General features: G+C 61.0%; 24 protein-coding genes. 14 read left to right on the top strand and 10 right to left on the bottom strand.

Annotated elements, in window-relative coordinates; all coding sequences use genetic code 11:
- On the top strand, positions 1–218 hold a 218-nt coding region (locus BUE92_RS28590; RefSeq protein ID WP_218599044.1), incomplete at its 5' end, for a hypothetical protein.
- Positions 219–330: 112 nt separating this feature from the next.
- Here the strand turns inward: BUE92_RS28590 and BUE92_RS00465 are convergent.
- The gene (locus tag BUE92_RS00465; RefSeq protein WP_014716778.1) at positions 331–1,824 is read right to left on the bottom strand and encodes a CoA-acylating methylmalonate-semialdehyde dehydrogenase; all 1,494 of its coding nucleotides are present in this window, start codon (positions 1,822–1,824) and stop codon (positions 331–333) included.
- A 39-nt stretch (positions 1,825–1,863) separates the two neighbouring features.
- Positions 1,864–3,213, bottom strand: coding sequence for an aspartate aminotransferase family protein (locus BUE92_RS00460; RefSeq protein ID WP_003188272.1), 1,350 nt, complete (start codon positions 3,211–3,213; stop codon positions 1,864–1,866).
- A gap of 126 nt (positions 3,214–3,339) precedes the next feature.
- Between BUE92_RS00460 and BUE92_RS00455 the strand changes: the two genes are divergently transcribed.
- The 6 genes from BUE92_RS00455 to BUE92_RS00430 all read left to right on the top strand — a co-directional run bounded on the left by BUE92_RS00455 (position 3,340) and on the right by BUE92_RS00430 (position 9,397).
- Positions 3,340–4,260 carry a LysR family transcriptional regulator gene (locus BUE92_RS00455; RefSeq protein ID WP_034125912.1) on the top strand — a complete coding sequence of 307 codons (921 nt, stop codon included), beginning with the start codon at positions 3,340–3,342 and terminating at the stop codon, positions 4,258–4,260.
- A gap of 88 nt (positions 4,261–4,348) precedes the next feature.
- Positions 4,349–5,743, top strand: coding sequence for a uracil-xanthine permease family protein (locus BUE92_RS00450; protein WP_073521492.1), 1,395 nt, complete (start codon positions 4,349–4,351; stop codon positions 5,741–5,743).
- Positions 5,744–5,830: 87 nt separating this feature from the next.
- Positions 5,831–6,490 carry a TetR/AcrR family transcriptional regulator gene (locus BUE92_RS00445; RefSeq protein ID WP_005784489.1) on the top strand — a complete coding sequence of 220 codons (660 nt, stop codon included), beginning with the start codon at positions 5,831–5,833 and terminating at the stop codon, positions 6,488–6,490.
- Positions 6,491–6,502: 12 nt separating this feature from the next.
- Positions 6,503–7,084: an IMPACT family protein gene (locus BUE92_RS00440; protein WP_073521491.1), complete on the top strand. Its 582-nt coding sequence runs from the start codon at positions 6,503–6,505 to the stop codon at positions 7,082–7,084.
- Between the two features lie 56 nt (positions 7,085–7,140).
- The gene (locus BUE92_RS00435; protein ID WP_073521490.1) at positions 7,141–7,827 is read left to right on the top strand and encodes an SDR family oxidoreductase; all 687 of its coding nucleotides are present in this window, start codon (positions 7,141–7,143) and stop codon (positions 7,825–7,827) included.
- A 211-nt stretch (positions 7,828–8,038) separates the two neighbouring features.
- Positions 8,039–9,397: an 8-oxoguanine deaminase gene (locus BUE92_RS00430; RefSeq protein WP_073521489.1), complete on the top strand. Its 1,359-nt coding sequence runs from the start codon at positions 8,039–8,041 to the stop codon at positions 9,395–9,397.
- A gap of 135 nt (positions 9,398–9,532) precedes the next feature.
- Here BUE92_RS00430 and BUE92_RS00425 read toward each other — a convergent pair whose 3' ends face one another.
- Positions 9,533–10,624: a calcium:proton antiporter gene (locus BUE92_RS00425; protein WP_073521488.1), complete on the bottom strand. Its 1,092-nt coding sequence runs from the start codon at positions 10,622–10,624 to the stop codon at positions 9,533–9,535.
- A 192-nt stretch (positions 10,625–10,816) separates the two neighbouring features.
- On the opposite strand from BUE92_RS00425, the gene BUE92_RS00420 reads away from it, so the two are divergent.
- Positions 10,817–11,770, top strand: a complete 954-nt coding sequence (locus BUE92_RS00420) for an adenosine deaminase (RefSeq protein ID WP_014716772.1) — start codon at positions 10,817–10,819, stop codon at positions 11,768–11,770.
- A gap of 138 nt (positions 11,771–11,908) precedes the next feature.
- Here BUE92_RS00420 and BUE92_RS00415 read toward each other — a convergent pair whose 3' ends face one another.
- The 3 genes from BUE92_RS00415 to BUE92_RS00405 all read right to left on the bottom strand — a co-directional run bounded on the left by BUE92_RS00415 (position 11,909) and on the right by BUE92_RS00405 (position 15,231).
- Positions 11,909–13,279, bottom strand: a complete 1,371-nt coding sequence (locus BUE92_RS00415) for an MFS transporter (RefSeq protein ID WP_073521487.1) — start codon at positions 13,277–13,279, stop codon at positions 11,909–11,911.
- Between the two features lie 200 nt (positions 13,280–13,479).
- A complete protein-coding gene (locus BUE92_RS00410; RefSeq protein WP_073521486.1) occupies positions 13,480–14,166 on the bottom strand; it encodes an ArsR/SmtB family transcription factor in 687 nt (228 codons plus the stop codon).
- 135 nt (positions 14,167–14,301) lie between these two features.
- A complete protein-coding gene (locus BUE92_RS00405; protein WP_073521485.1) occupies positions 14,302–15,231 on the bottom strand; it encodes a LysR family transcriptional regulator in 930 nt (309 codons plus the stop codon).
- 117 nt (positions 15,232–15,348) lie between these two features.
- Between BUE92_RS00405 and BUE92_RS00400 the strand changes: the two genes are divergently transcribed.
- The 3 genes from BUE92_RS00400 (at position 15,349) to BUE92_RS00390 (ending at position 17,117) form a co-directional block, all read left to right on the top strand.
- On the top strand, positions 15,349–15,642 hold the full coding sequence (locus BUE92_RS00400) for a putative quinol monooxygenase (protein ID WP_073521484.1): 294 nt from the start codon (positions 15,349–15,351) through the stop codon (positions 15,640–15,642).
- A 135-nt stretch (positions 15,643–15,777) separates the two neighbouring features.
- On the top strand, positions 15,778–16,791 hold the full coding sequence (locus tag BUE92_RS00395; RefSeq protein WP_073521483.1) for a zinc-binding alcohol dehydrogenase family protein: 1,014 nt from the start codon (positions 15,778–15,780) through the stop codon (positions 16,789–16,791).
- Between the two features lie 146 nt (positions 16,792–16,937).
- Complete coding sequence (locus BUE92_RS00390) at positions 16,938–17,117, top strand: hypothetical protein (protein ID WP_073521482.1); 180 nt, start codon at positions 16,938–16,940, stop codon at positions 17,115–17,117.
- Between the two features lie 8 nt (positions 17,118–17,125).
- Here BUE92_RS00390 and BUE92_RS00385 read toward each other — a convergent pair whose 3' ends face one another.
- Both BUE92_RS00385 and BUE92_RS00380 read right to left on the bottom strand, forming a co-directional pair.
- Positions 17,126–18,319 (bottom strand): multidrug effflux MFS transporter, encoded by a 1,194-nt coding sequence (locus BUE92_RS00385; protein WP_073521481.1) that lies wholly within the window; start codon positions 18,317–18,319, stop codon positions 17,126–17,128.
- An 87-nt stretch (positions 18,320–18,406) separates the two neighbouring features.
- Positions 18,407–18,604 (bottom strand): heavy-metal-associated domain-containing protein, encoded by a 198-nt coding sequence (locus tag BUE92_RS00380; RefSeq protein WP_073521480.1) that lies wholly within the window; start codon positions 18,602–18,604, stop codon positions 18,407–18,409.
- A gap of 147 nt (positions 18,605–18,751) precedes the next feature.
- Between BUE92_RS00380 and BUE92_RS00375 the strand changes: the two genes are divergently transcribed.
- The 3 genes from BUE92_RS00375 to cueR all read left to right on the top strand — a co-directional run bounded on the left by BUE92_RS00375 (position 18,752) and on the right by cueR (position 21,798).
- Positions 18,752–19,132, top strand: coding sequence for a hypothetical protein (locus BUE92_RS00375; protein ID WP_073521479.1), 381 nt, complete (start codon positions 18,752–18,754; stop codon positions 19,130–19,132).
- 66 nt (positions 19,133–19,198) lie between these two features.
- A complete protein-coding gene (locus tag BUE92_RS00370; RefSeq protein WP_073521478.1) occupies positions 19,199–21,400 on the top strand; it encodes a heavy metal translocating P-type ATPase in 2,202 nt (733 codons plus the stop codon).
- Positions 21,397–21,798: a Cu(I)-responsive transcriptional regulator gene (cueR, locus tag BUE92_RS00365; protein ID WP_003188242.1), complete on the top strand. Its 402-nt coding sequence runs from the start codon at positions 21,397–21,399 to the stop codon at positions 21,796–21,798. Before BUE92_RS00370 ends, cueR begins: the two co-directional genes overlap by 4 nt.
- Positions 21,799–21,945: 147 nt before the next feature.
- Here cueR and BUE92_RS00360 read toward each other — a convergent pair whose 3' ends face one another.
- The gene (locus tag BUE92_RS00360; protein WP_014716761.1) at positions 21,946–22,845 is read right to left on the bottom strand and encodes a PA4780 family RIO1-like protein kinase; all 900 of its coding nucleotides are present in this window, start codon (positions 22,843–22,845) and stop codon (positions 21,946–21,948) included.
- A 134-nt stretch (positions 22,846–22,979) separates the two neighbouring features.
- Positions 22,980–24,257 carry an acetyl-CoA C-acetyltransferase gene (locus tag BUE92_RS00355; RefSeq protein WP_032902907.1) on the bottom strand — a complete coding sequence of 426 codons (1,278 nt, stop codon included), beginning with the start codon at positions 24,255–24,257 and terminating at the stop codon, positions 22,980–22,982.
- Between the last annotated feature and the right edge of the window lie 5 nt (positions 24,258–24,262).

The following is a 24,262-nucleotide window of genomic DNA, read 5'->3' as shown; positions in this document are numbered from 1 at the left end:
TTTTCGAAGATTTCTTCAACAACTTCAACCACTTGCGCTTGCGATCTCTCGTAAGCGGGAGGCGAATTCTACAGCGTTACACGCTGCTGTCAACACCTCTTTTTCAACTTCCTTTTGGCTTCGATGAGCTGAAGCAACTTGCTGCCGAAAACTTCTTAACTCATTGTTTACCAAGGAGTTTTCCGTTTCGAACGCGCCGGAAGTGGGGCGAATTATAGGCCTCTGGAATCTGCCGTCAACCTTCTTTTTCACATTTCTGTCATATCAGTCAAAAAAGCCCCAATAACGCAAAGGCCGGCCCCAAGGGGCCGGCCTTTTACCTACCGAGCCTTACAGGCTAGGGAAGGCGAATTGCGACGCTTCATGGCTGGCCCGTTGCGGCCAACGCTGGGTGATCGCCTTGCGACGGGTATAGAAACGCACCCCGTCCGGCCCATAGGCATGCAAGTCGCCAAACAGCGAACGTTTCCAGCCACCAAAGCTGTGATACGCAACCGGAACAGGCAGCGGCACGTTAACACCCACCATGCCGACCTCAATCTCATCACAGAACAGACGCGCCGCTTCACCGTCACGGGTGAAGATGCAGGTACCGTTACCGTATTCATGATCATTGATCAGTTGCATCGCCGCTTCCAGGCTATCCACCCGCACTACGCACAGCACCGGCCCAAAGATCTCTTCTTTATAGATACGCATCTCAGGGGTGACGCGGTCAAACAAGCTGCCACCGAGGAAAAAACCTTGCTCATGTCCGGCAACACTCAAGCCACGGCCATCAACGACCAGCTCAGCCCCCGCCGACACACCATCTTCTATATAGCCACTGACTTTATCCCGTGCCTGCCCCGTCACCAACGGGCCCATATCCAGGCCGCAAGAAGTGCCCGCACCAATCTTCAACGCCTTGACCTGCGGCACCAGCTTGGCGATCAACGCATCCGCTACCTGGTCGCCCACGCACACAGCCACTGAGATCGCCATGCAACGCTCACCGCAGGAGCCATAAGCCGCGCCCATCAGGGCACTCACCGCGTTATCCAGGTCTGCATCCGGCATCAGCACTGCGTGGTTCTTCGCCCCGCCCAGCGCCTGCACGCGTTTGCCACGTTTGGTCGCTTCGGAATAGATGTACTCGGCAATCGGCGTCGAGCCTACAAAGCTCAAGGCTTTGACTTCCGGCGCTTCGATCAATGCATCCACCGCGCCCTTGTCGCCATGCACCACACTGAGCACGCCTTTGGGCAGCCCGGCTTCCTGCAACAATTGCGCGATCAACAGCGTCGAACTCGGGTCGCGCTCCGACGGTTTAAGGATGAAACAGTTACCGCAGACAATCGCCAGCGGGTACATCCACAACGGCACCATCGCGGGGAAGTTGAACGGGGTGATACCCGCCACCACGCCCAGCGGCTGGAAGTCCGACCATGCATCAATGTTCGGCCCTACGTTGCGGCTATATTCACCCTTGAGAATCTCCGGCGCCGAGCACGCGTACTCCACGTTCTCGATCCCACGCTTGAGTTCACCGGCGGCGTCTTCCAGGGTCTTGCCATGTTCTTCGCTGATCAACTGCGAGATCCGTGCTTCGTTCTGCTCCAGCAGTTGCTTGAAACGGAACATCACCTGGGCACGCTTGGCCGGCGGCGTATTGCGCCAAGCCGGAAACGCCGCCTTGGCTGAGTCAATCGCCTGTTGAATGGTTTCACGGCTGGCCAAAGGCACCTGGTGAATCACCTGGCCGGTAGACGGGTTGTAGACGTCGGCACTACGACCGCTGTCGTTGACCAGTTCACCGTTGATCAAATGCTGGATAAGGCTCATGCAGGGCTCCTGAAAAATTGTTCTATATAGAAGGAGAAATCAGTCGATCTTGTTCAGCACTTCGCCGACCGCGTCAAACAGACGGTCCAGGTCCTGCGGCTTGCTGTTGAAGGTTGGCCCGAACTGCAGGGTGTCACCGCCAAAACGCACATAGAAACCGGCTTTCCACAACGCCATGCCGGCCTCGAATGGACGCACGATGGCATCTCCATCACGCGGAGCAATCTGAATCGCACCGGCCAGGCCGTAGTTGCGAATGTCGATCACATTCTTGCTGCCCTTCAAACCGTGCAGCGCGTTCTCAAAGTGCGGTGCGACTTCGGCTACGCTCTGCACCAGGTTTTCTTTCTGCAACAGGTCCAATGCCGCCAAGCCCGCCGCGCAAGCCACCGGGTGCGCCGAGTAGGTGTAGCCGTGGGGGAATTCCACTGCGTATTCCGGCGTCGCCTGGTTCATGAAGGTCTGGTAGATCTCGCTGCTGGCAATCACCGCGCCCATCGGGATCGCGCCGTTGGTGACTTGCTTGGCGATGCACATCAGGTCCGGGGTCACGCCGAAGCTGTCGGCACCGAACATCGAGCCGGTGCGGCCAAAGCCCGTGATCACTTCGTCGAACACCAACAGGATATTGTGCTGGTCGCAAATTTCGCGCAGACGCTTGAGATAACCCTGCGGTGGCACCAATACGCCAGCGGAACCGGCCATCGGCTCGACAAACACGGCTGCGATGTTCGACGCGTCATGCAGCTCGATCAGCTTGAGCAACTCATCGGCCAAGGCAATACCGCCCTGCTCCGGCATGCCCCGGGAGAAGGCGTTGCTGGCCAGCAAGGTGTGAGGCAGATGGTCAACATCCATCATCGCCTGGCCAAACAGCTTACGGTTACCGTTCACACCGCCCAGGCTGGTACCAGCGATGTTCACGCCGTGGTAACCACGGGCGCGACCGATCATCTTGGTCTTCGTGGCCTGGCCTTTCAGGCGCCAGTAGGCCCGCACCATCTTCACCGCCGTATCGGCACATTCAGAGCCCGAATCGGTGAAGAACACATGATTCAGGTTGCCCGGGGTCAGGTCGGTGATCTTTTCCGCCAACTGGAAGGACAACGGATGACCGTATTGGAAGCCTGGAGAGTAGTCCAAGGTGCCCAATTGCTTGGCGACCGCCTCCTGGATTTCCTTGCGCGTATGCCCGGCGCCACAGGTCCAAAGGCCCGACAACGAATCATAGACCTTGCGCCCCTTGTCATCGGTCAACCAGCTACCTTCGGCGGCCACGATCAGGCGTGGATCGCGCTGGAAGTTGCGGTTGGCGGTGTAAGGCATCCAGTGCGCATCCAGCTTCAATTGGCTGGCCAGGGACGATGGGGCGTTTTCGGGCATGTTCATCAGCAAAACCTCGCAGGGCAACAGGCAGCGTCGGGATTGAAAAAGCGTTGTTGCAGCTAAATTGCCACGGGGATAAAGTCGATGAAATTCAACTCTTCTAACCTTCAGTCAGGACTTCACTAAACTATGAGCAGCCGTCGTCCCGACCCTTTGGCCCAAGTCAGTGACTTCGATATTCGCCTGCTGCGCATCTTTCGCAGTGTGGTGGAGTGTGGCGGCTTCTCGGCAGCGGAAACCGTCCTTGGCATCGGTCGCTCGGCCATCAGCCAGCAGATGAGCGACCTTGAGCAACGACTCGGCCTACGACTCTGCCAACGCGGCCGCGCCGGTTTTTCCCTGACAGAAGAAGGCCGCGAGGTCTATCAATCTGCCCTGCAACTGCTGAGTGCCCTTGAAAGTTTTCGCACCGAGGTCAACGGCCTGCACCAACATTTGCGCGGCGAGTTGATCATTGGCCTCACCGATAACCTTGTCACTCTGCCCCATATGCGCATCACCCACGCATTGGCGCAGTTGAAGGAACGCGGCCCGGACGTGCAGATCCAGATCCGCATGATCGCCCCCAATGAAGTGGAGCAAGGCGTACTCGACGGTCGCCTGCACGTCGGTGTGGTGCCCCAGGCCAGCGCACTGTCGGGCCTGGAATACCAGCCGTTGTACAGCGAACGCTCCTTGCTCTATTGCGCGGTCGGCCACCCGCTGTTCTACGCCGACAACAAGCAACTCGACGACGAGCGCGTCGACAGCCAGGACGCCATCGCCCCCACCTTCCGCTTACCCGCGGAAATCCAGGCCCATTACCAGGCGCTCAACTGCACCGCCAGTGCGTCAGACCGCGAAGGCATGGCGTTCCTGATTCTCACCGGGCGCTATATCGGTTACTTGCCCGACCATTACGCCAGCCTGTGGGTGCAACAGGGCCGACTGCGCGCGCTGAAACCGGCTACACGTTTTTACGATTTGAGCCTGGCATCGGTCACGCGCAAGGGCCGTCGCCCTCATTTGGTGCTGGAAAGCTTCCTCGAAAGCCTGGCCGCCACCCGCTGATTCGGGCCTCGCACAAAAAGCTGAGCACATGGACAGCTTTTTGCAAGGACTCAAGGACCTTGAACCGTCCGCCTTGAGTTTACCCGCCATGCCCCCAGAATCCTCCAGCCCCAGCGACCTGATCTACGGCCTCAACGACCGGCCGAAACCACTGCCCGCTCTACTCGCGGCGCTGCAACATGTGTTGGCGGCGTTCGTCGGCATCATCACCCCGCCCCTGATTATTGGCTCCACCCTCGGCCTCACCGCCCACTTGCCCTACCTGATCAGCATGGCGTTGATGGTTTCCGGCGTAGGCACCTTCATCCAGGCACGCAGGCCGTTTGGTATCGGTGCCGGCATGATCTGCCTGCAAGGCACCAGCTTTGCGTTTCTCGGCGCGGTGCTGTCTGCAGGCTTTCTGGTGAAACAACGCGGCGGCAGCCCGGAAGACATTCTGGCGATGATTTTCGGCGTGTGCTTCTTCGGCGCGGCGGTGCAGATTGTATTGAGCCGCTTTATCGGCCAACTGCGCCGAGTGATCACACCGCTGGTAACCGGGATTGTGATTACGCTGATCGGCATCAGCCTGATCAAAGTGGGGATCACCGACCTCGGCGGCGGTTTCAATGCACCGGACTTCGGCGCCCCCGCCAACCTGGCGCTGGGCCTGTTCGTGGTGCTGACGATCATCCTGCTCAACCGCTCGAACACCCCCTCGGTACGCCTGTCGGCCATCATCATTGGCCTGGCCCTGGGCAGCCTGGCGGCGTGGCTAAGTGGCAAACTGGTTCCCCAGGCTTTGCCTGACCTGCCACTGGTCAGCCTTCCTACGCCATTCCGCTTTGGTTTCAACTTCGACTGGAGCGCCTTCCTGCCGATTGCGCTGATTTATCTGATCAGCAGCATCGAAACCGTCGGCGACCTCACCGCCAATTGCATGATCGCCCGCCAGCCCATCAGCGGCCCTTCTTATATAAGCCGGCTCAAGGGCGGGGTCCTCGGCGATGGGGTGAGCTGCATGATCGCCGCCGCCTTCAGCGCTTTCCCCAACACCACGTTTGCGCAGAACAATGGCGTGATCCAACTCACCGGCGTGGCCAGCCGCTACGTCGGTTTATACATCGGCGTGTTGCTGTTCTGTCTGGGCCTGTTTCCGCTGATCGGCGCCGTGCTGCAGCAAATCCCCAAGCCGGTACTGGGCGGCGCGACCCTGGTGATGTTCGGCAGTGTGGCCGCGGCCGGCGTGCGCATTCTCGCCCAGGCACCGCTGGATCGACGCAGCATGCTGATTATCGCCACCTCGTTCGGGGTTGGCCTGGGTATCGCCGCGCAACCCAACCTGCTGCACCTGATGCCGACACTGGTGCAGAACCTGTTCGACTCCGCCATCACCAGCGGCGGTATCACTGCCATCCTCCTGTGCCTGTTACTGCCGGAGGCCAAGGCAAGTACCGCCGCCGCAAACCCCAGCCCGGAACGCGACAGCCTGGAACCGCTTTGACGGTTTTATTGCATCAGGACTTGTCTGAGGCTTGAGGGTGGGTTATCTGTGCACACGTCGTCTCTATCGATCAGCACGGAAACCTCCATGAGCCTCGAAGTTCCTGCCCACAGCAACCACGCCGGTAAACCCGCCAGCCGCATTCGGCAAAAGAACGAACAAGCGATTCTCCAGGCTGCTGAAGATGAATTCGCGCGCCATGGCTACAAAGGCACCAGCATGAACACCATCGCTGCCAGTGCCGGGCTGCCCAAGGCCAACTTGCACTACTACTTCACCAACAAGCTGGGCCTGTATATCGCAGTGCTGAGCAATATCCTCGAACTGTGGGACAGCACCTTCAACGCGCTGACCGCCGAGGACGACCCGGCCGTGGCGCTCGCTCGCTACATCCGTACCAAGATGGAATTCTCGCGCCGCCAACCCCAAGCCTCGCGGATCTTCGCCATGGAGATCATCAGCGGTGGCGAATGCCTCACTGAATATTTCGGCCAAGACTATCGGGCCTGGTTCAGTGGCCGTGCCGCAGTGTTCCAGGCCTGGATCGACGCCGGCAAAATGGACCCCGTCGACCCCGTGCACCTGATCTTCCTGCTGTGGGGCAGCACCCAGCACTACGCCGACTTCGCCACCCAGATCTGCCGCGTCACCGGTCGCACCAAGCTGACCAAGCAGGACATGGAAGATGCCGGCACCAACCTGATCCATATCATTCTCAAAGGCTGCGGCATCAAGCCAGCCCTATAAACGAAGCGATTTATGCCTTTTACGCTCACCGGCTTTTGCGAGTTTCGTGAAGAAATACGCAAAAGCCGCTTTATCACCTTGGCGGCACCGATTACCAGCCCGCAGGACGCCCAAGCGTTTTTCGAGCAACACAGCGACCTGAACGCCACGCACAACTGCTGGGCCTGGAAGCTGGGCGATCAATACCGCAGCAGCGATGACGGCGAACCCGGTGGCACCGCCGGGCGCCCAATCCTCGCGGCCATCGAGGCCCAGGGCTTTGATCAGGTGGCCGTCTTGGTGATCCGCTGGTACGGCGGCATCCAACTGGGCACCGGTGGGTTGGCCCGCGCCTATGGCGGTGGGGCCAATAAATGCCTGCAAAATGCCGAGCGCATCGAGCTGATCAGCCGCGTGCCCCTGAGCTGCGCCTGCGGGTTCTCCGAGCTGAACCTGGTAAAGCTGCGTGTCGCTGAACTCGGCGGACTCGTGGTGGAAGAAATCTTCACCGCCAACGGCGTGGAGCTGCAGCTCGCACTGGGGGAGGCACACATCGACACCCTGCAAACCCAGCTCGCCGACCTGAGCCGTGGGCGCATCTTGCTGGAACGCTGAAACTGCCACTGTTATGTGCTGAACTCCCTGAACCGCGATTTCAAAGGAAGCCTTTCATGTCTACGCCAAAAACCGCACTGATCATCGGCGCCTCGCGCGGGCTGGGCCTTGGCCTGGTCAAGCAACTGCTTCAGGACGGCTGGGACGTGATCGCCACCGTGCGCGATCCGAACAAGGCCGATGCCCTGAACGCCGTGGGGCCGGTGCAGATCGAGAAGCTGGATATGGACGATCAACAAGCTGTGATCGCCCTGGCCCAACGCCTGAAAGATCGCACCTTTGACCTGCTGTTCGTCAACGCCGGCGTCAAGGGCCCGGCGAACCAGGAGCCGGGCCACGCTACCCTCGCGGAAGTCGGCCAGCTGTTTTTCACCAACGCCATAGCGCCGATCAACCTGGCCCAGCGCTTTGTCGGGCAGATCCGCAAAGATACCGGCGTGCTGGCTTTCATGAGTTCGGTGCTGGGCAGCGTGACCATTCCCGACAACTCGGACCTGGCTTTGTACAAGGCCAGCAAGGCCGCCCTCAATTCGATGACCAATAGCTTTATTACGCAACTTGGCGAGCACAAGCCGACGGTGCTGTCGCTGCACCCGGGTTGGGTAAAGACCGACATGGGCGGCGAAAACGCGCACATCGACGTCGAGACCAGCGTGCGCGGCCTGGTGGACCAGGTGAATGCCTACACCGGCAAAGGTGGTCATCACTTCGTCGACTACAAGGGCGACACCATCGCCTGGTAGCCACCCCCAACTGTGGGAGCGAGCTTGCTCGCGAAGAACGCCAGGCACTGCGTTAAACCAGACTGCCCGCGTCATCGTTGACGATTTTCGCGAGCAAGCTCGCTCCCACAGAGGTAAACTGCCCACCTCGCCCTCCCCGGCGACCCTGGATCAGCAGACAGGGCAACACTGAGCTGGCAAACCTGAACCCATCATTCAGAGGAGCCGGCCAATGCCTGCGACCCGTATCTGGTTAAAAAACCCCCTCGCGATTTTCACTGCCAATGGCTTCGATGCCCGTGGCGGCCTGGTGCTGCAAGACGGTGTCATCACCGAGGTGCTGGCCCAAGGGCAAGCGCCTGCACACCCCTGCGCGCAGGTGTTCGATGCCCGCGAGCATGTGGTGCTGCCTGGGCTGATCAATACCCACCACCACTTCTATCAAACCCTGACCCGTGCCTGGGGCCCGGTGGTCAACCAACCGCTGTTTCCCTGGCTGAAAACCCTGTACCCGGTATGGGCGCGCCTCACCCCGGCAAAACTCGCCCTGGCCAGCAAAGTCGCTCTGGCCGAATTGCTGCTCTCGGGCTGCACCACGGCGGCCGATCACCACTACCTGTTCCCCGATGGCTTGGAAAACGCCATTGATGTGCAGGTAGAGACCGTGCGCGAACTGGGGATGCGCGCCATGCTCACCCGCGGTTCCATGAGCCTGGGTGAAGCCGATGGCGGCCTGCCACCGCAGCAAACGGTGCAGCAAGGCCAGGTGATCCTCGAAGACAGCCAGCGCCTGATCCGCGAATATCACCAGCGCGGTGACGGCGCGCAGATCCAGATCGCCCTGGCGCCGTGCTCGCCGTTTTCCGTCACCCCGGAAATCATGCAAGCCAGCGCCGAGCTGGCCAACCAGCTGGACGTGCGCCTGCACACCCACTTGGCGGAAACCCTCGACGAGGAAGATTTCTGCCTGCAACGCTTCGGGCTGCGTACCGTGGATTACCTCGACAGCGTCGGCTGGCTCGGCCCGCGCACCTGGCTGGCCCACGGCATTCACTTCAACCCGGACGAAATAGCGCGCCTGGGCGCCGCCGGCACCGGCATCTGCCATTGCCCAAGCTCGAATATGCGCCTGGCCTCCGGCATCTGCCCCACCCTGGACCTGCTCGCCGCCGGCGCCCCGATCGGCTTGGGCGTGGACGGCTCGGCCTCCAACGACGCCTCGAACATGATCCTTGAAGCCCGCCAGGCCCTGTACATTCAGCGCCTGCGCTACGGCGCGGAAAAGATCACCCCCGAAGGCGTACTCGGCTGGGCCACCAAGGGCTCGGCGCAGTTGCTGGGGCGCACGGATATTGGCGAGTTGGCAGTAGGCAAACAGGCGGACCTGGCACTGTTCAAGCTCGATGAGCTGCGCTTCTCCGGCAGCCATGACCCCATTTCCGCACTGCTGCTGTGCGGCGCGGACCGGGCAGACCGGGTGATGATCGCGGGTCAATGGCGGGTGATCGACGGCCAAGTCGAAGGCCTGGACCTCAAGGGCTTGATCGCCGATCACAGCCAGGCGGCGCGGCAGTTGATCGCGGGTATCTAAGCCAGGCGCCAATCAAAAATGTGGGAGCGGGCTTGCTCGCGAATGCGGTGGTTCAGTCACAGATGTACTGACTGACACAGCGCATTCGCGAGCAAGCCCGCTCCCACATTGGATCTGTGCCACCTTTTAACTCGGTTACAAACCCAACAGCGACAGCATGATAAAGGTCGCAAACAACACAAAATGCGTCATCCCTTCTATCGCATTGGTTTCACCATCGTTGAGGTTGATCGCGCTGACGATCAGCGTGATCAACACCATCACCGTTTGCACCGGCGTCATCGCCATCTGGAACGGCTGCCCGGTGTAGAGCGCCATGGCTTCCATCACCGGCACCGTCAGGATCACCGTAGACAACGAAGCCCCCAGCGCGATGTTGACCACCGATTGCATGCGGTTGGCCAACGCGGCGCGCAGTGCCGTGAGGATTTCCGGCGCGGCAGAGATAGCCGCCACCACAATCGCGGTAATCACCGGCGGTGCGCCTGTGCCTTCCAGGCCCAGGTCGAGGGTCTTGGACATCACCTCGGCCAGCGCGCCAATCACGATCACCCCAAACACCAGAGTCGCAATGGAAAACGTCAGGCTGACAGACGGCGCGTGCTCGTCTTCCGGTTGTTTCTTGCGGCGCTTTTCCGGGTAGCTGTAGCTGAAGAAATAACTGTGCGGCCCCACCTGCATGCGCAGGAACAAGGTGTAAAGCACCACCATCGCGCCAATGGTGAAGGCAGAGTAAATTTTCCAGTCCGCTTCGGGGATAAATTCCGGTACCACCATCGACACCCCCATGGCGGTAAGAATCATCACACTGTAGGTGCGCGCCGAGTCATCGTTGTAGGACTGTTCGCCATGCTTGATGCCGCCCATCAGCGCGGCCAGGCCGAGGATACCGTTGATATCGAGCATCACCGCTGAGTAGATGGTGTCGCGCACCAGGGTGGGCGATGGCTCGTTACTCATCATGATCGCCAGGATCACCACTTCCACCAATACCGCGGCGAGGGTCAGGATCATGGTGCCGTAGGGGTCGCCGACTTTTTCCGCCAACTGTTCGGCGTGATGGGCCACGCGCATCGACGCCATCACGATAAACGCGATCAGCGCAAAGCCGGCCAGCAGCGCAACCAGTTGGCCGCTGTGGAGCATCCAGTGTTCCAGCGGGTAGGCGGCGATGGCGGCAATCAGCGCCAGCAGCATGAATTTTTCTTGCTTGAGGGATGTGAGCATTCCGGGCCTTTTTTACAGCGGATCAGTCATTGATGGGGTAAAGACTGCGCCGAGCTGCTAACGTTTCGTTACACCTTAGTTCAGGTCACCCTTGCGTGAGTGACAGAAATACTCTCCTGCTGGTCAGGTTTTGCCGATTATTTCAGCCATGGCCTGTAGAATGCCGCCATTGCACCTGATGAGATTTTAAACATGTACGATTGGCTCAACGCCCTGCCCAAGGCTGAATTGCACCTGCACCTGGAAGGCTCGCTGGAGCCTGAGTTGCTGTTCGCCCTGGCCGAGCGCAACAAGATTGCGCTGCCATGGAACGACGTCGAAACCCTGCGCAAGGCCTACGCCTTCAACAACCTGCAAGAGTTTCTCGACCTGTATTACAAGGGCGCCGATGTGCTGCGCACGTCCCAGGACTTCTACGACCTGACCTGGGCCTACCTGCTGCGCTGCAAGGCCCAGAACGTGATCCACACCGAACCTTTCTTCGACCCGCAAACCCACACCGACCGTGGCGTACCGTTCGAAGTGGTGCTCAACGGCATCGCCGCTGCGCTTAAAGACGGCGAGCAGCAACTGGGCATCACCAGCGGTTTGATCCTCAGCTTCCTGCGCCACCTGAGCGAAGACGAAGCGCAGAAAACCCTCGACCAGGCGCTGCCGTTCCGTGACGCCTTCGTGGCCGTGGGCCTGGACAGCTCGGAAATGGGCCACCCACCGAGCAAGTTCCAGCGCGTGTTCGACCGTGCCCGTCACGAAGGCTTCCTGACCGTGGCCCACGCCGGCGAAGAAGGCCCGCCCGAGTACATCTGGGAAGCCATCGACCTGCTGAAAATCCAGCGCATCGACCATGGCGTGCGCGCCATCGAAGATGAGCGTTTGATGCAGCGCATCATCGACGAGCAGATCCCGCTGACCGTGTGCCCGCTGTCTAACACCAAGCTCTGCGTGTTCGACGACATGGCCCAGCACAACATCCTCGACATGCTCGAGCGTGGCGTGAAGGTCACCGTGAATTCGGATGACCCGGCGTACTTCGGCGGCTATGTCACCGAGAACTTCCATGCGCTGCACACCTCCCTGGGCATGACCCAGGACCAGGCCAAACGCCTGGCGCAGAACAGCCTGGATGCGCGGCTCGTGAAGCCATAACCGGCAATCATTGGATGAACGCGGGCTAAATGTGGGAGCGGGCTTGCTCGCGAATGCGGTGAATCAGTCTACAGTTGCATCGACTGACACGCCGCCTTCGCGAGCAAGCCCGCTCCCACATTGGTTTTGCATTGTCCTTTAGATTTCGCTGAGTTCTTCCAGGGTTTTGCCCTTGGTCTCCATCCCGAACAGCCACACCACCAGCGCCGCCACCGCAAAACACAGCGCGCCCAAGGCAAATACCCCGCCCTGCCCGGTTACCGGGAACACCAACCCGGTCACCAACGGCCCCAACAACGAGCCAACCCGCCCAATTGCCGACGCAAACCCCGAGCCTGTCGCACGTGCCGAGGTGGGATACAACTCCGGCGTGTAGGTGTACAGCACCGCCCACATGCCAAACAGGAAGAACTGCATCAACAACCCCGAGGTGATCAGCAGGCCCACGTTGCCGCCAAACACTGCGCTCTGCCCATACAAAAACGCCATCACCCCGCCGCCCAGCAGGGTCACCACGCACACGGGCTTGCGCCCCCAGCGCTCGACCAACCACGCGGCCATCAAAAAGCCCGGGATTCCGCCCAGGGAAATGATCACCGTGTAATACACCGACTGGGTCACGGCAAAACCCGATTGCTGCAACAACGCACTCAACCACGACGTCAACCCGTAGAACCCGAGCAGGGCAAAGAACCACACGCTCCAGATCATCACCGTGCGTTGGCGGTACTGCGCCGACCACAACTGCTGGAACGCGGAGAAAAACGTCCCCGGCGTACTCTCTACCCGTGGCAAAGCAATTGGCTCCGGCAAGTCGTCGCGGCCCAGGGAATCGCGCACCTTCTGCTCGATGCCAAGCAAGACCTTGTCCGCCGCTTCATGGCGCCCCGCCTGTTCCAGCCAACGCGGTGACTCCGGGATAAAGAAGCGGATAGCCAGCACGAATACCGCCGGTACCGCCAGCACCAGGAAGATGTCGCGCCAGCCAATCACCGGCAACAAGAAGTAAGACAGTACGCCCGCAGCCACAAAGCCCAACGGCCAGAAACCATCCATCAACGCGATATAACGCCCGCGTCTTTTGGCGGGGATCAGCTCTGACAACATCGACTGGGCAATAGGAAACTCCATGCCCATGCCAATGCCCAGCAGGATCCGAAACAACGTCAGCGTCTCCACCGTCTGCGCCGTGGAACACAAGTAGCTCGCCAACCCCCAGAGTACGATGCTCCACTGAAACACCGGTTTGCGACCGAAGCGATCAGCAAGCATCCCGGACAGCGAAGCCCCCACCACCATGCCGAAAAAACTCGAACTGGCCAGCAACCCGGCCTGGGCCGTGCTCAGGCCAAACTCGGTTTTGATCGAGCCCAACAGGAAGGTCATCATCGCCAGGTCCATGGAGTCAAAGAAAAACGCCAGGGCGATGACGATGAAAATGATTCGGTGGTAACCGCTGATGGGCAACCGTTCCAGGCGTTCCGCCGCGCTATAACCCTGCCTACCCATGCCACACCCCTCGTATGAAAAATCCCCCTTGCGAGTGTGCCGCATCGTTTGCGCCGACTATTGCTGGATGCGACCTGACGACAGCTGAGAACGACGCCAGCACCTGTAGGAGCGAGCTTGCTCGCGAAGAACGTTAACGATAACGCGGGGCATCTGGATAAAACGCGGCGCACTCAAATTTTTCGCGAGCAAGCTCGCTCCTACAGCTTGGCAATGCCAGCTATGTGCTCAAGCCCCACGTCATTGACCGACAAGGCCCGTGACTCGTTGATTACGCTGATCCAGTTCGCCTGCAGAAACAGTTGCATCAAGCCCGCCCCCAACGCACCGCCCAGGTGGGGTTGTTGCTGGCTCCAGTCGAAACAGTCGCAGGCCAGCGGCGATGCCAATGCCTGGGTAAAAATGCCCAACTGCGCCAACGCCTGCACGCCCTTGGGCGTCACCTCTGTACGCGGCTCATGGCGTTCGATCCACCCGGCCGCAAGCATCCGTTGATACAGCTGCGCCGCCAGCTCGCCGCCGAGGTGGCCATGGCACCAGCGGGCACGGCGCAGCAACAGCGGTGCGCGCAGCGCCGCTGGCAAAACATCAGGTGTGCTGCGGGCCGCACTGGCCATAGTGGTGCTGGCCAGCGCATCAATGGCGGCACTGACATCGGCCGCCGCTACACGAAACAGGCGCTGGCCCCGCCGCGCCTCGATTCGCAACAGGCCGCTGCCGGACAGCCGCGCCAAATGTGCATTGGCTGACGCCGGCGACAACCCGGCCAGCGTCGCCAGCTCTTCTGAAGACTTCGCCGAACCGTCCATCAAGGCCCAGAGCATGGCCGTGCGTTTAGGCTCGGCGAGCAAGCTGGCGATCTGACTGATGCAAGGTGCTGCTCCCATGTATTCACTCCCTGTTAAACCATTTTGTCTGCTGCGGTTGACGCCCAAGTATAGGTGCGCAGGCTGTAGGTTCCGCGGCGTCTGACAGTACAGATCAGGACAGGATATGAGTGAAACTTCCGAGCGTGGCGCAGGCTATTGCCGAGAAGCCATTCGCCCCGGTCGCTGCGCCGTCAATGTCGCACAACGGGACACGAGCATGTCCCGCAGCAGATTGATGGGTTTACTCAATTGCGCACGGTGGGCGCACAGCAGGTTGAGCGGGGTGCGCTCACCCTGCAGTTCCGGCAGGATCAAACGCAAGCGCCCGGCCAGCACATCGGTGCTCACATCCAGCCAGGACTTGTAGGCAATACCCATGCCCGCCACCGCCCAGCGGCGCACCACATCAGCGTCATCGCTGAAGCGATCGCCGCTGACCGTCAGGCTTACATGGCGCTTGCCATCGTAAAAACCCCAGTGGTCGTGGACGCGGCTGCCGAGCATGTACAGCAGGCAATTGTGCTGGGCCAATTGCTCCAGATGGCGCGGCTCGCCATGCCGGGCGAGGTAACTGGGGGCGGCGCAGAGTACGCGGACATTGTCCGGGGCGATGGGCAGCGCAATCAGGCTGGAGTCTTCGGGTTCGCCGTAACGCAGGGCAATGTCCACGGGCTGGCGGAACAGGTCGGCGATGCGATCACCGAGCAACAGGCGCACGTTCAGTTGCGGATGCTCCTGCTGGAACGCATCCAGCCACGGCAACAGTTGGTTGCGGCCGAAATCCGAGGGTGCCGACAATTGCAGCACACCACTGACGTGATCCTGGCCACTGGCCAATAGGCGCCGCCCTTCATCCAGCGCGCTCAGTGACGCCCGCGCGTACGCAAGGAAGCCCTCACCTTCGGCCGTCAGGCGCAGGCTGCGGGTGGAGCGCGCCAGCAAGCGCGTACCCAGTTGCTGTTCGATACGCTTGAGCGCGGCACTGGCCACCGCCGGTGACAGGTCCATGACCCGCGCCGCAGCCGACAGGCTGCCCAAGTCCGCTGCCCGCACAAACAACTGCAAATCATCAAAACGCAGCATGCATTACCGCTCATTATCAATATTTGGTTGAAACAGCCTGCTGTTTTAGCCGCTTTTATCGGCGTGGGAAATAGCCAATCATCTGCCCATCCCGTTAACCCGTGCCAGGAGTCGACTATGTCCACCGCTTTTAATGTCATCGCCACGCTGATCGCCAAACCCGGCCAGCACGCCACCCTGGAAACCCTGCTGCGCGGCCTGCTGGAACCGACCCGCCTGGAAGCCGGTTGCGAGCAGTACGACCTGCACCAGGACCTGCAACACCCCGAGACCTTCTACATGCTCGAGCGCTGGAGCGACGACGCTGCGCTGGCCGACCACGACCAGAGCACGCATATCCAGAGCTTTCGCGCCAAGGCCGCCGATGTGATCGAACACTTCGAACTCAAGCGCCTGAAATTTCTCGCCTGATCCCGCCTTTTTGTAGGAGCGAGCTTGCTCGCGAAACCCCAAGGACGACGCGTTAAACCAGAAACACCGCGTCATCGTTAACGATTTTCGCGAGCAAGCTCGCTCCTACCTTGACCGTATTCACTTGGAGCCACCATGAAAGCCATCGCCTACTACGCCTCACTGCCGATCAACGATCCAGAATCCCTGCAAGACATCGAACTACCAGCCCCCGTGGCCGGCCCCCGTGACCTGTTGGTGGAAGTCAAAGCCATCTCGGTCAACCCGGTGGACACCAAGGTGCGCCAGAACGTCGCCCCGGAAAATGGCGCCGCCAAGGTGTTGGGTTGGGACGTGGCGGGTGTGGTCAAGGCGGTCGGCAGTGACGTGACGTTGTTCAAGGCCGGCGACAAGGTCTACTACGCCGGTTCCCTGGTACGCCCAGGCGGCAACAGCGAACTGCACACTGTTGACGAGCGCATCGTCGGCCATATGCCCCACAGCCTGGGGTTTGCCGAAGCGGCCGCGCTGCCGTTGACCGCCATCACCGCGTGGGAGCTGTTGTTCGAACGTTTGCAGGTGACTGAAGGCAAAGACGATCAAGGCCAGAGCCTGCTGATCGTCGGCGCTGCCGGTGGCGTGGGGTCGATCCTGACTCAGTTGGCCAACCAGCTCACCGCGTTGAAGGTCATCGGCACCGCCTCGCGCCCCGAGACCCAGGCATGGGCCAAGGGCCTGGGTGCACACGTGGTGATCGACCACAGCCAGCCGCTGAGCGAAGCGTTGAAACAGGCCGGGCACGGGCAAGTCACCCACGTTGCCAGCCTGACCCAGACCGAGCATCACCTGGACCAACTGGTCGAAGCGCTGCAACCCCAAGGCAAGTTGGCGTTGATCGATGACCCCAAGGCCTTGGATGTGAGCAAACTCAAGCGCAAGAGCCTGTCGCTGCACTGGGAGTTCATGTACACCCGTTCGATGTTCGAGACGCCAGACATGATCGAGCAGCACAACCTGCTCAACCGCGTGGCCGAACTGATCGACGCCGGCACCCTGAAAACCACGGTAGGCGAGCACTTCGGTGTGATCAATGCAGCAAACCTGCGTCGCGCCCACGCCCTGCTGGAAAGCGGCAAGGCCAAGGGCAAGATCGTGCTGGAAGGGTTCTGAAAAAACGGCTGTCAGTGTCGTCCGTTATCTACGTAGGTAATGGACGACACCATTAGTCCGAGAGTTGATCCTTGTCATATCTATGAGCCCGTTCAGGTTTATATTGGCCGCCTTTGCCACGATTCTTTTACGTGAGGAAGTCAGCAATGAAAATCCTGATAAGAGCGTTAGCAAAATCCCCAGGCAAGCTATGGCAAGTTCGTCTCGACGGCGAAGCCATCACCTTCCGCAGTGAAGCTGAGGCGCGCGCCTTCGTCGACACCCTGCAAGCGCGGATCCAGGCGCCCCATCGCTTCCCTCCCAGCCAGCAACGTTCCGCTGGCTGACCCCAACTTCAGACCTGCGCCTGTACGGCCCTTGCCCGTTGCAGGCGCTGGGTCGCCATTGCAATCGTCACCGCCAGCACACCGCACAGGCTGATGACCATGGCCATCGGCATCGCCGTGCCATCGTGCAACACGCCGACCAACGACGCCGCACCGGCCGCCAAGCCGAACTGCAGACAACCGAGCAAGGCCGACGCGCTGCCCGCTCGGGCACCTTGGCCGTTCATGGCGCACGCCGAGGTATTAGGCATGATGCCACCCAGGCTGGCGATGCAGATAAACAGCGGCACCAGCAACGGCCACAGGGCCTCGGTGCGCAGCGCGGCAACGCCTAACAGGGTCAAGGTCGCCGCCGCATAAACCCACACCGTACGCGACAGCAGAAACGCCGGGCCGCGTTTAGCCAGCAGCCGCGCATTCAACTGCGCCACCAGGGTAAAACCGGCGGCATTGGAACCGAACAGCCAACCGTAATACTCCGCGGGCACGCCATATAACTTGATGAACACAAACGGAGAACCGGCGATATAGGCAAACATGCCGCCAATCGAAATGCCACCGGTCAAGGCATAACCGAGGTACACCCGGTCTGACAACAGCGCACCGTAGCGGCGCAGCGAGCCGGACAACGGCTGGCGCGGCTGATGGGCTGGGAAGGTTTCCGGCAAGCCCACCGCCACGGCAATGGCCGCCATCACGCTGAACAGCGACAGCGCCAGGAAAATCGACTGCCAGCCCCATATGCCGACCATCACCCCACCGGCCAGCGGCGCGAGAATTGGCGCAAGCCCGGTGACTAACATCAGTTGTGAATACACCTTGGCCGAGCTTACGGCATCACATTTGTCACTGACCACCGCCCGGGAAATCACCATGCCCGCGCAACCGCCGAGGGCCTGCACGAAGCGCGCACCGATCAGCCATTCCAACGTTGGCGCGTAGGCACAGGCGAAAGACGCAAGGGTAAACAGCATCACGCCGCTGAGCAGCGGCACGCGCCGGCCAAAGCGGTCGGCCAGGGGACCGTAGATCAATTGGCCGATGGCTAGGCCGGCAAAATACACGGCCAGGGTCAGTTGAACGTGTTTGTCATCGGTGGCAAAAGCCGTCGCTATCGCCGGGAAGCCCGGCAGGTAAAAGTCGATCGCCAGCGGCGCAAAGGCGCTCAAGGAGGCGAGAATCAGGATTATGCGAAAGTTCATCAGGCACCCAAGTGAGTCGGCAGCTCGACAGTCTAGCCGTGCTTGGGTGCCGTGAACATTACGTTAGGTCGCTAACGATTGAGAAAATCACGCCAGCTTGACGTTATAGCCTTCCTCGGCAATCAGATCGATCACTTGGTCCGAGGACAGACTGCTTGCCACCCGCACTTCTTTCGCCTTCAAGTCGACCTCCACACTCGCCGCCGAATCCTGGCTCTGTACCGCCTGGGTCACCGCTTTAACGCAATGGCCGCAGGTCATTCCTTCAACGCTGAATATTTGCATGACATGACTCCTTTGATGAGGTTGAGCCCAGTGTCGAGCTTGCCATGATGGCAAGGTCAAGTTCTCAGTATTTCTGCCGGGCTGGTATTCGCAGGCGGCGTCGGCCAAGCTTCAACCTTCCTAGCTGTGAACCACGGAGCATTCGCCATGCGCTGGTCGTTTTTTGCCCTTGCCGGCCTGCTGAGCTTGCCTGCCGCTGCGCCCCAGGCCCTCGCTGCTGAAGATTATGCGGTGCTGATTATTTCCCGCGAACGCCTGGAAGTGCCGACCCACTGCGAGATCGGCCTGTATCTTCAGGACCAACTGGCCGGGCGCCTGTTCCAGGAACAGGCCACCTCATTCAACCTTCCCCCAGGCGACGTGTCGTTGCGCCTGAAACTGTTGCCGAGCCAATCCCCAGGCTGTCAGCCGGGCATGCTCGCGCCTGCCGCGCAGAACATTACCTTGAAGGCCGGCGACGTACGCAAATTGCGCATTGCCCTGGGCCCGGACGGCATGTACCTCAAAGCCGCGAAACTGGAATACTGAAGGGGCTTGACCTTCCCCACAGGTTAAGGTTGATCCTAGTGGCAACTTCTTCTGGAGGACTGCCCCATGAATGGATCCACCACCTTTGACCTGCCCATCGGCGGCATGACCTGTGCCAGCTGTGCCGGGCGGGTCGAACGCGCGCTGGGCAAGGTGCCGGGCGTGCAGCGTGTCAGTGTCAACCTGGCCAATGAGCGCGCGCACATCGAAGTACAGGGCCAGATGGACCCCAGCGTGTTGATCGCCGCCGTCGACAAGGCCGGCTACACCGCCACCCTGCCCCAAAGCGAAACCGCCACCGACGCCGATCAGGCCCGGCGCCTGCGCCGCGAGCGCTGGTCGCTGGTGGCGGGCATTGTGCTGGCGTTGCCCTTGGTACTGCCGATGCTGGTGGAACCCTTCGGCCTGCACTGGATGCTCCCCGCCTGGATACAGTTTGCCCTGGCCACGCCGGTGCAATTCATCTTGGGCGCGCGCTTCTACGTCGCCGCGTGGAAAGCCGTGCGCGCCGGCGCCGGCAATATGGACCTGCTGGTGGCGATCGGCACCAGTGCCGGCTACGGCTTGAGTATCTATGAATGGCTCACCGCAGCCCCAGGCGTGACGCCGCACCTGTACTTCGAAGCCTCGGCGGTGGTGATCGCCCTGGTGCTGCTGGGCAAATACCTGGAAAGCCGCGCCAAGCGCCAGACCGCCAGCGCCATCCGCGCCCTTGAAGCCTTGCGTCCGGAGCGGGCGATTCGCGTGCAGGACGGCCGCGAAGAAGACGTCGCCATCAGTGCGTTGAAGCACGGTGACCTGGTGTTGGTCAAACCCGGCGAACGCTTCCCGGTGGACGGTGAAGTGGTGGAAGGCCAGAGCCATGCCGATGAAGCGCTGATCAGCGGCGAAAGCCTGCCGGTGCCAAAGCAGCCCGGCGACGCGGTCACCGGTGGCGCCATCAACGGTGAAGGCCGCCTGCTGGTGCGCACCCTGGCCCTGGGCGCGGAAAGCGTGCTGGCGCGCATCATCCGCCTGGTCGAAGACGCCCAGGCCGCCAAGGCACCGATTCAGAAACTGGTGGACAAAGTTAGCCAAGTGTTCGTGCCGGCCGTGCTGGTATTGGCGCTGATTACCGTAGTGGGCTGGTGGCTGTATGGCGCCTCCCTGGAAACCGCCATCATCAATGCGGTGGCCGTATTGGTGATCGCCTGTCCTTGTGCCTTGGGCCTGGCCACACCGACCGCGATCATGGCTGGCACCGGCGTCGCCGCGCGCCACGGCATCCTGATCAAGGACGCCGAAGCCCTGGAGCGCGCCCATGCCGTGAGCGCCGTGGTGTTCGACAAGACCGGCACCCTCACCTCTGGCGCGCCCAACATTGCCCACTTGGCGGCCGTGGATGGCGACGAAGCCCTGTTGTTGCAACAGGCCGGCGCCTTGCAACGCGGCAGTGAGCACCCACTGGCCAAGGCCGTGCTGGATGCTTGCCGCGAAAGAGGCTTGGATGTGGCCGATGTGAGCGCCAGCCAATCCCTGACAGGTCGCGGCATTGCCGGTACGCTCGACGGTCGGCCATTGGCGCTGGGCAATCGCCGCTTGCTGGAAGAGACCGGCCTGGACGCAGGCGATTTAGGCCCGCGTGCCAAGGAATGGGAAGCCGAAGGCCGCACCTTGTCCTGGCTGATCGAACAAGGCGCGCAACCCCGTGTGCTGGGGCTGTTTGCCTTTGGCGATACCCTCAAGCCCGGCGCGTTGCAAGCCGTGCAACAACTCAAGGCCCAGCACATCAGCAGCCACCTGATCACCGGCGATAACCACGGCAGCGCACGGGTGGTGGCCGAGGCCTTGGGCATCGACGATGTGCATGCCGAGGTACTGCCCGCCTATAAAGCCGCTGCCGTGGCCGAGCTGAAAAAAACCGGCGTGGTGGCCATGGTCGGCGACGGTATCAACGATGCGCCGGCCCTGGCCGCTGCCGATATCGGCATCGCCATGGGCGGCGGTACCGACGTGGCCATGCACGCCGCTGGTATCACGTTGATGCGTGGCGACCCGCGCCTGGTGCCGGCCGCCCTGGAAATCAGCCGCAAGACCTACGCGAAAATTCGACAGAATCTGTTCTGGGCCTTTGTGTATAACTTGATCGGCATTCCCCTGGCCGCCTTCGGCCTGCTCAACCCGGTACTGGCTGGCGCCGCCATGGCCTTGTCCAGCGTCAGTGTGGTGAGTAACGCCCTGTTGTTGAAAACCTGGAAACCCAAGGACTTGGAGGATCAACACCCATGAATATCGGCCAAGCCGCCCGCACCAGCGGGCTAAGCGCGAAGATGATTCGCTACTACGAATCCATTGGCCTGCTGAAAACCGCCCACCGCACCGACAGCGGCTACCGGGTGTACGGCCACGACGACCTGCACACCCTGACGTTCATCAAGCGCTCGCGGGACCTGGGGTTTTCACTGGAAGAAGTCGGCAAGTTGCTGACCCTCTGGGAAGACCGGCAGCGGGCCAGCGCCGACGTAAAAGCCCTGGCACGCCAGCACATCGACGAGCTGAATCACAAGATCCGGGAGCTGGGGCAACTGCGCGATACCTTGCAGGACCTGATGGAGCACTGCCAGGGCGATCATCGGCCCGATTGCCCGATACTCAAGGAGTTGGCGGCGGGCAACTGCTGCGCCTGACAGGATCTGACTGGACACATACAAACCAAATGTGGGAGCGGGCTTGCTCGCGAAAGCGGTGGATCAGTCGGTACATACGTTGACTGACACTCCGCTTTCGCGAGCAAGCCCGCTCCCACATTTTTTTGATCTCCTTTTACCAGCAGATCACTGCATCCAAGGCGGCGGCGGTGGCTCGTCCGGCACTTTGCTTGGTGGCGCATCATCCGCCGCGCGAATCGCCTGGCGACGCTCTTCATCCAGCCGCGCCGCTTCGATTTCGCGGATCACACCACCCACATCCGCCAGTTCTTCCGGTTCGTCGAACTCACCGGTCAATACACTGGCCGGGTGCAAGGTGCCGGCTTCATACAGCGCCCACATTTCCTTGGCGTACTTGGTCTTCTTCAACTCCGGGGCAAAGCGCCCGAAGTACGAAGCCATGTTGCCCACGTCGCGCTCCAGCATGCTGAACGCGTGGTTGTTGCCCGCCGCATCCACCGCCTGGGGCAGGTCGATGATCACCGGGCCCGTGGGCGTGAGCAGTACGTTGAACTCGGACAGGTCACCGTGCACCAGGCCGGTGCACAGCATCAGCACGATCTGGGAGATCAGGAAGGCGTGGTATTCGCGCGCCTGGTCCGGCTCCAGCACTACGTCATTCAGACGCGGCGCCGCATCGCCGTATTCGTCGGCCACCAGTTCCATCAACAGCACGCCTTCGAGAAAGTCGAACGGCTGGGGCACACGAACGCCCGCACCGGCCAGGCGAAACAGCGCCGCCACTTCAGCGTTCTGCCAGGCATCTTCGGTTTCTTTCTTACCGAACTTGGAACCCTTGGCCATGGCTCGCGCCTGGCGGCTGTTACGGACCTTACGGCCTTCCTGGTATTCGGATGCCTGACGAAAACTTCGTTTATTCGCCTCCTTGTAAACCTTGGCGCAACGCAATTCATTGCCGCAGCGCACCACATAAACAGCTGCTTCTTTACCACTCATAAGTGGGCGCAGCACTTCGTCGACCAGACCGTCTTCGATCAGGGGTTCAATGCGTTTAGGAGTCTTCATCAGCTTTTATTGTGGGTCCTGTATTACCAAACACGCGTGTGGCACTCGTTATACGGCAATCGGCTCGCCGGGGGGAGAGGCTACTGACCTCTGACCCCTTCAGAATGCATTCAATGGGCCAATTTTGTCGGCAATCAGCGTTCGATAATCGCCGTCACGCCTTGGCCACCGGCTGCACAGATGGAAATCAGCCCACGGCCCTTGCCCGCTGCATCCAATAATTTAGCCAGGTTGGCGACGATACGCCCACCGGTAGCGGCAAACGGATGCCCCGCCGCCAGGGAACTGCCCTTGACGTTGAGCCGGCTGCGGTCGATCGACCCCAGCGGCGCGTCCAGGCCCAGGCGGGTCTTGCAATAGTCGGCGTCTTCCCAGGCCTTGAGCGTGCACAACACCTGGGCGGCGAAGGCTTCGTGGATCTCGTAGTAATCAAAGTCCTGCAAGGTCAAGCCATTGCGCGCCAGCAAGCGCGGTACTGCATACACCGGCGCCATCAGCAGGCCCTCGGCGCCGTGGACGAAATCCACCGCCGCCGCTTCGCCATCGCGCAAGTAAGCCAGGATCGGCAGGCCGCGCTCCTTGGCCCATGCCTCACTGCCCAGCAGCACCAGGGAGGCACCATCGGTCAACGGTGTGGAGTTGCCGGCGGTGAGCGTGCCCTTTTCGCTGCGCTCGAAGGCCGGCTTGAGGCTGGCGAGTTTTTCCAGGGTCAGGTCGGGGCGCAAGTTGTTGTCGCGGGTGAGGCCGAGAAAGGGCGTGAGCAAATCGTTGTGCCAGCCTTCGGCGTAGGCCGCCGCCATCTTCTGGTGGCTCTCCAGCGCAAGCTGGTCCTGCTCGGCGCGGGGGATCTGCCAGGTCTGGGCCATCAGCTCGCAGTGCTGGCCCATGGACAAACCGGTACGCGGTTCGCCGTTGCGCGGCAGTTCCGGCTTGAGGTGATGAGGACGAAGTTGTAACAGGAGTTTTAATTTATCTCCCAAGGATTTGCTGCGGTTGGCTTGCAGCAGGATCTTGCGCAGCCCTTCATTCACGCCAATCGGTGCATCCGAGGTGGTGTCCACCCCGCCGGCAATGCCGCATTCGATCTGGCCCAAGGCGATTTTATTGGCCACCAGCAGCGCCGCCTCAAGCCCCGTGCCACAGGCTTGCTGAATGTCGTACGCAGGGGTTTGCGGTGACAGGCGCGAGCCGAGCACGCATTCACGCGTCAGGTTGAAATCACGGGAATGCTTGAGCACCGCGCCGGCGGCCACCTCGCCCATGCGCAGGCCATGCAGGTTGTAGCGCTCGATCAGGCCCTCCAGCGCGGCAGTCAGCATCGCCTGGTTACTCGCCGTGGCATAGGGGCCATTGGAACGGGCGAAAGGAATGCGGTTACCGCCAATGATCGCTACACGGCGCAATTGAGTCATGGAAA

Origin of the sequence: Pseudomonas fluorescens (genome assembly GCF_001902145.1) — a bacterium.
GTDB lineage: Bacteria > Pseudomonadota > Gammaproteobacteria > Pseudomonadales > Pseudomonadaceae > Aquipseudomonas > Aquipseudomonas fluorescens_BV.
The sequence above is the reverse complement of the archived record's forward strand: the minus strand, read 5'-3'. Positions and strand labels throughout refer to the sequence as shown.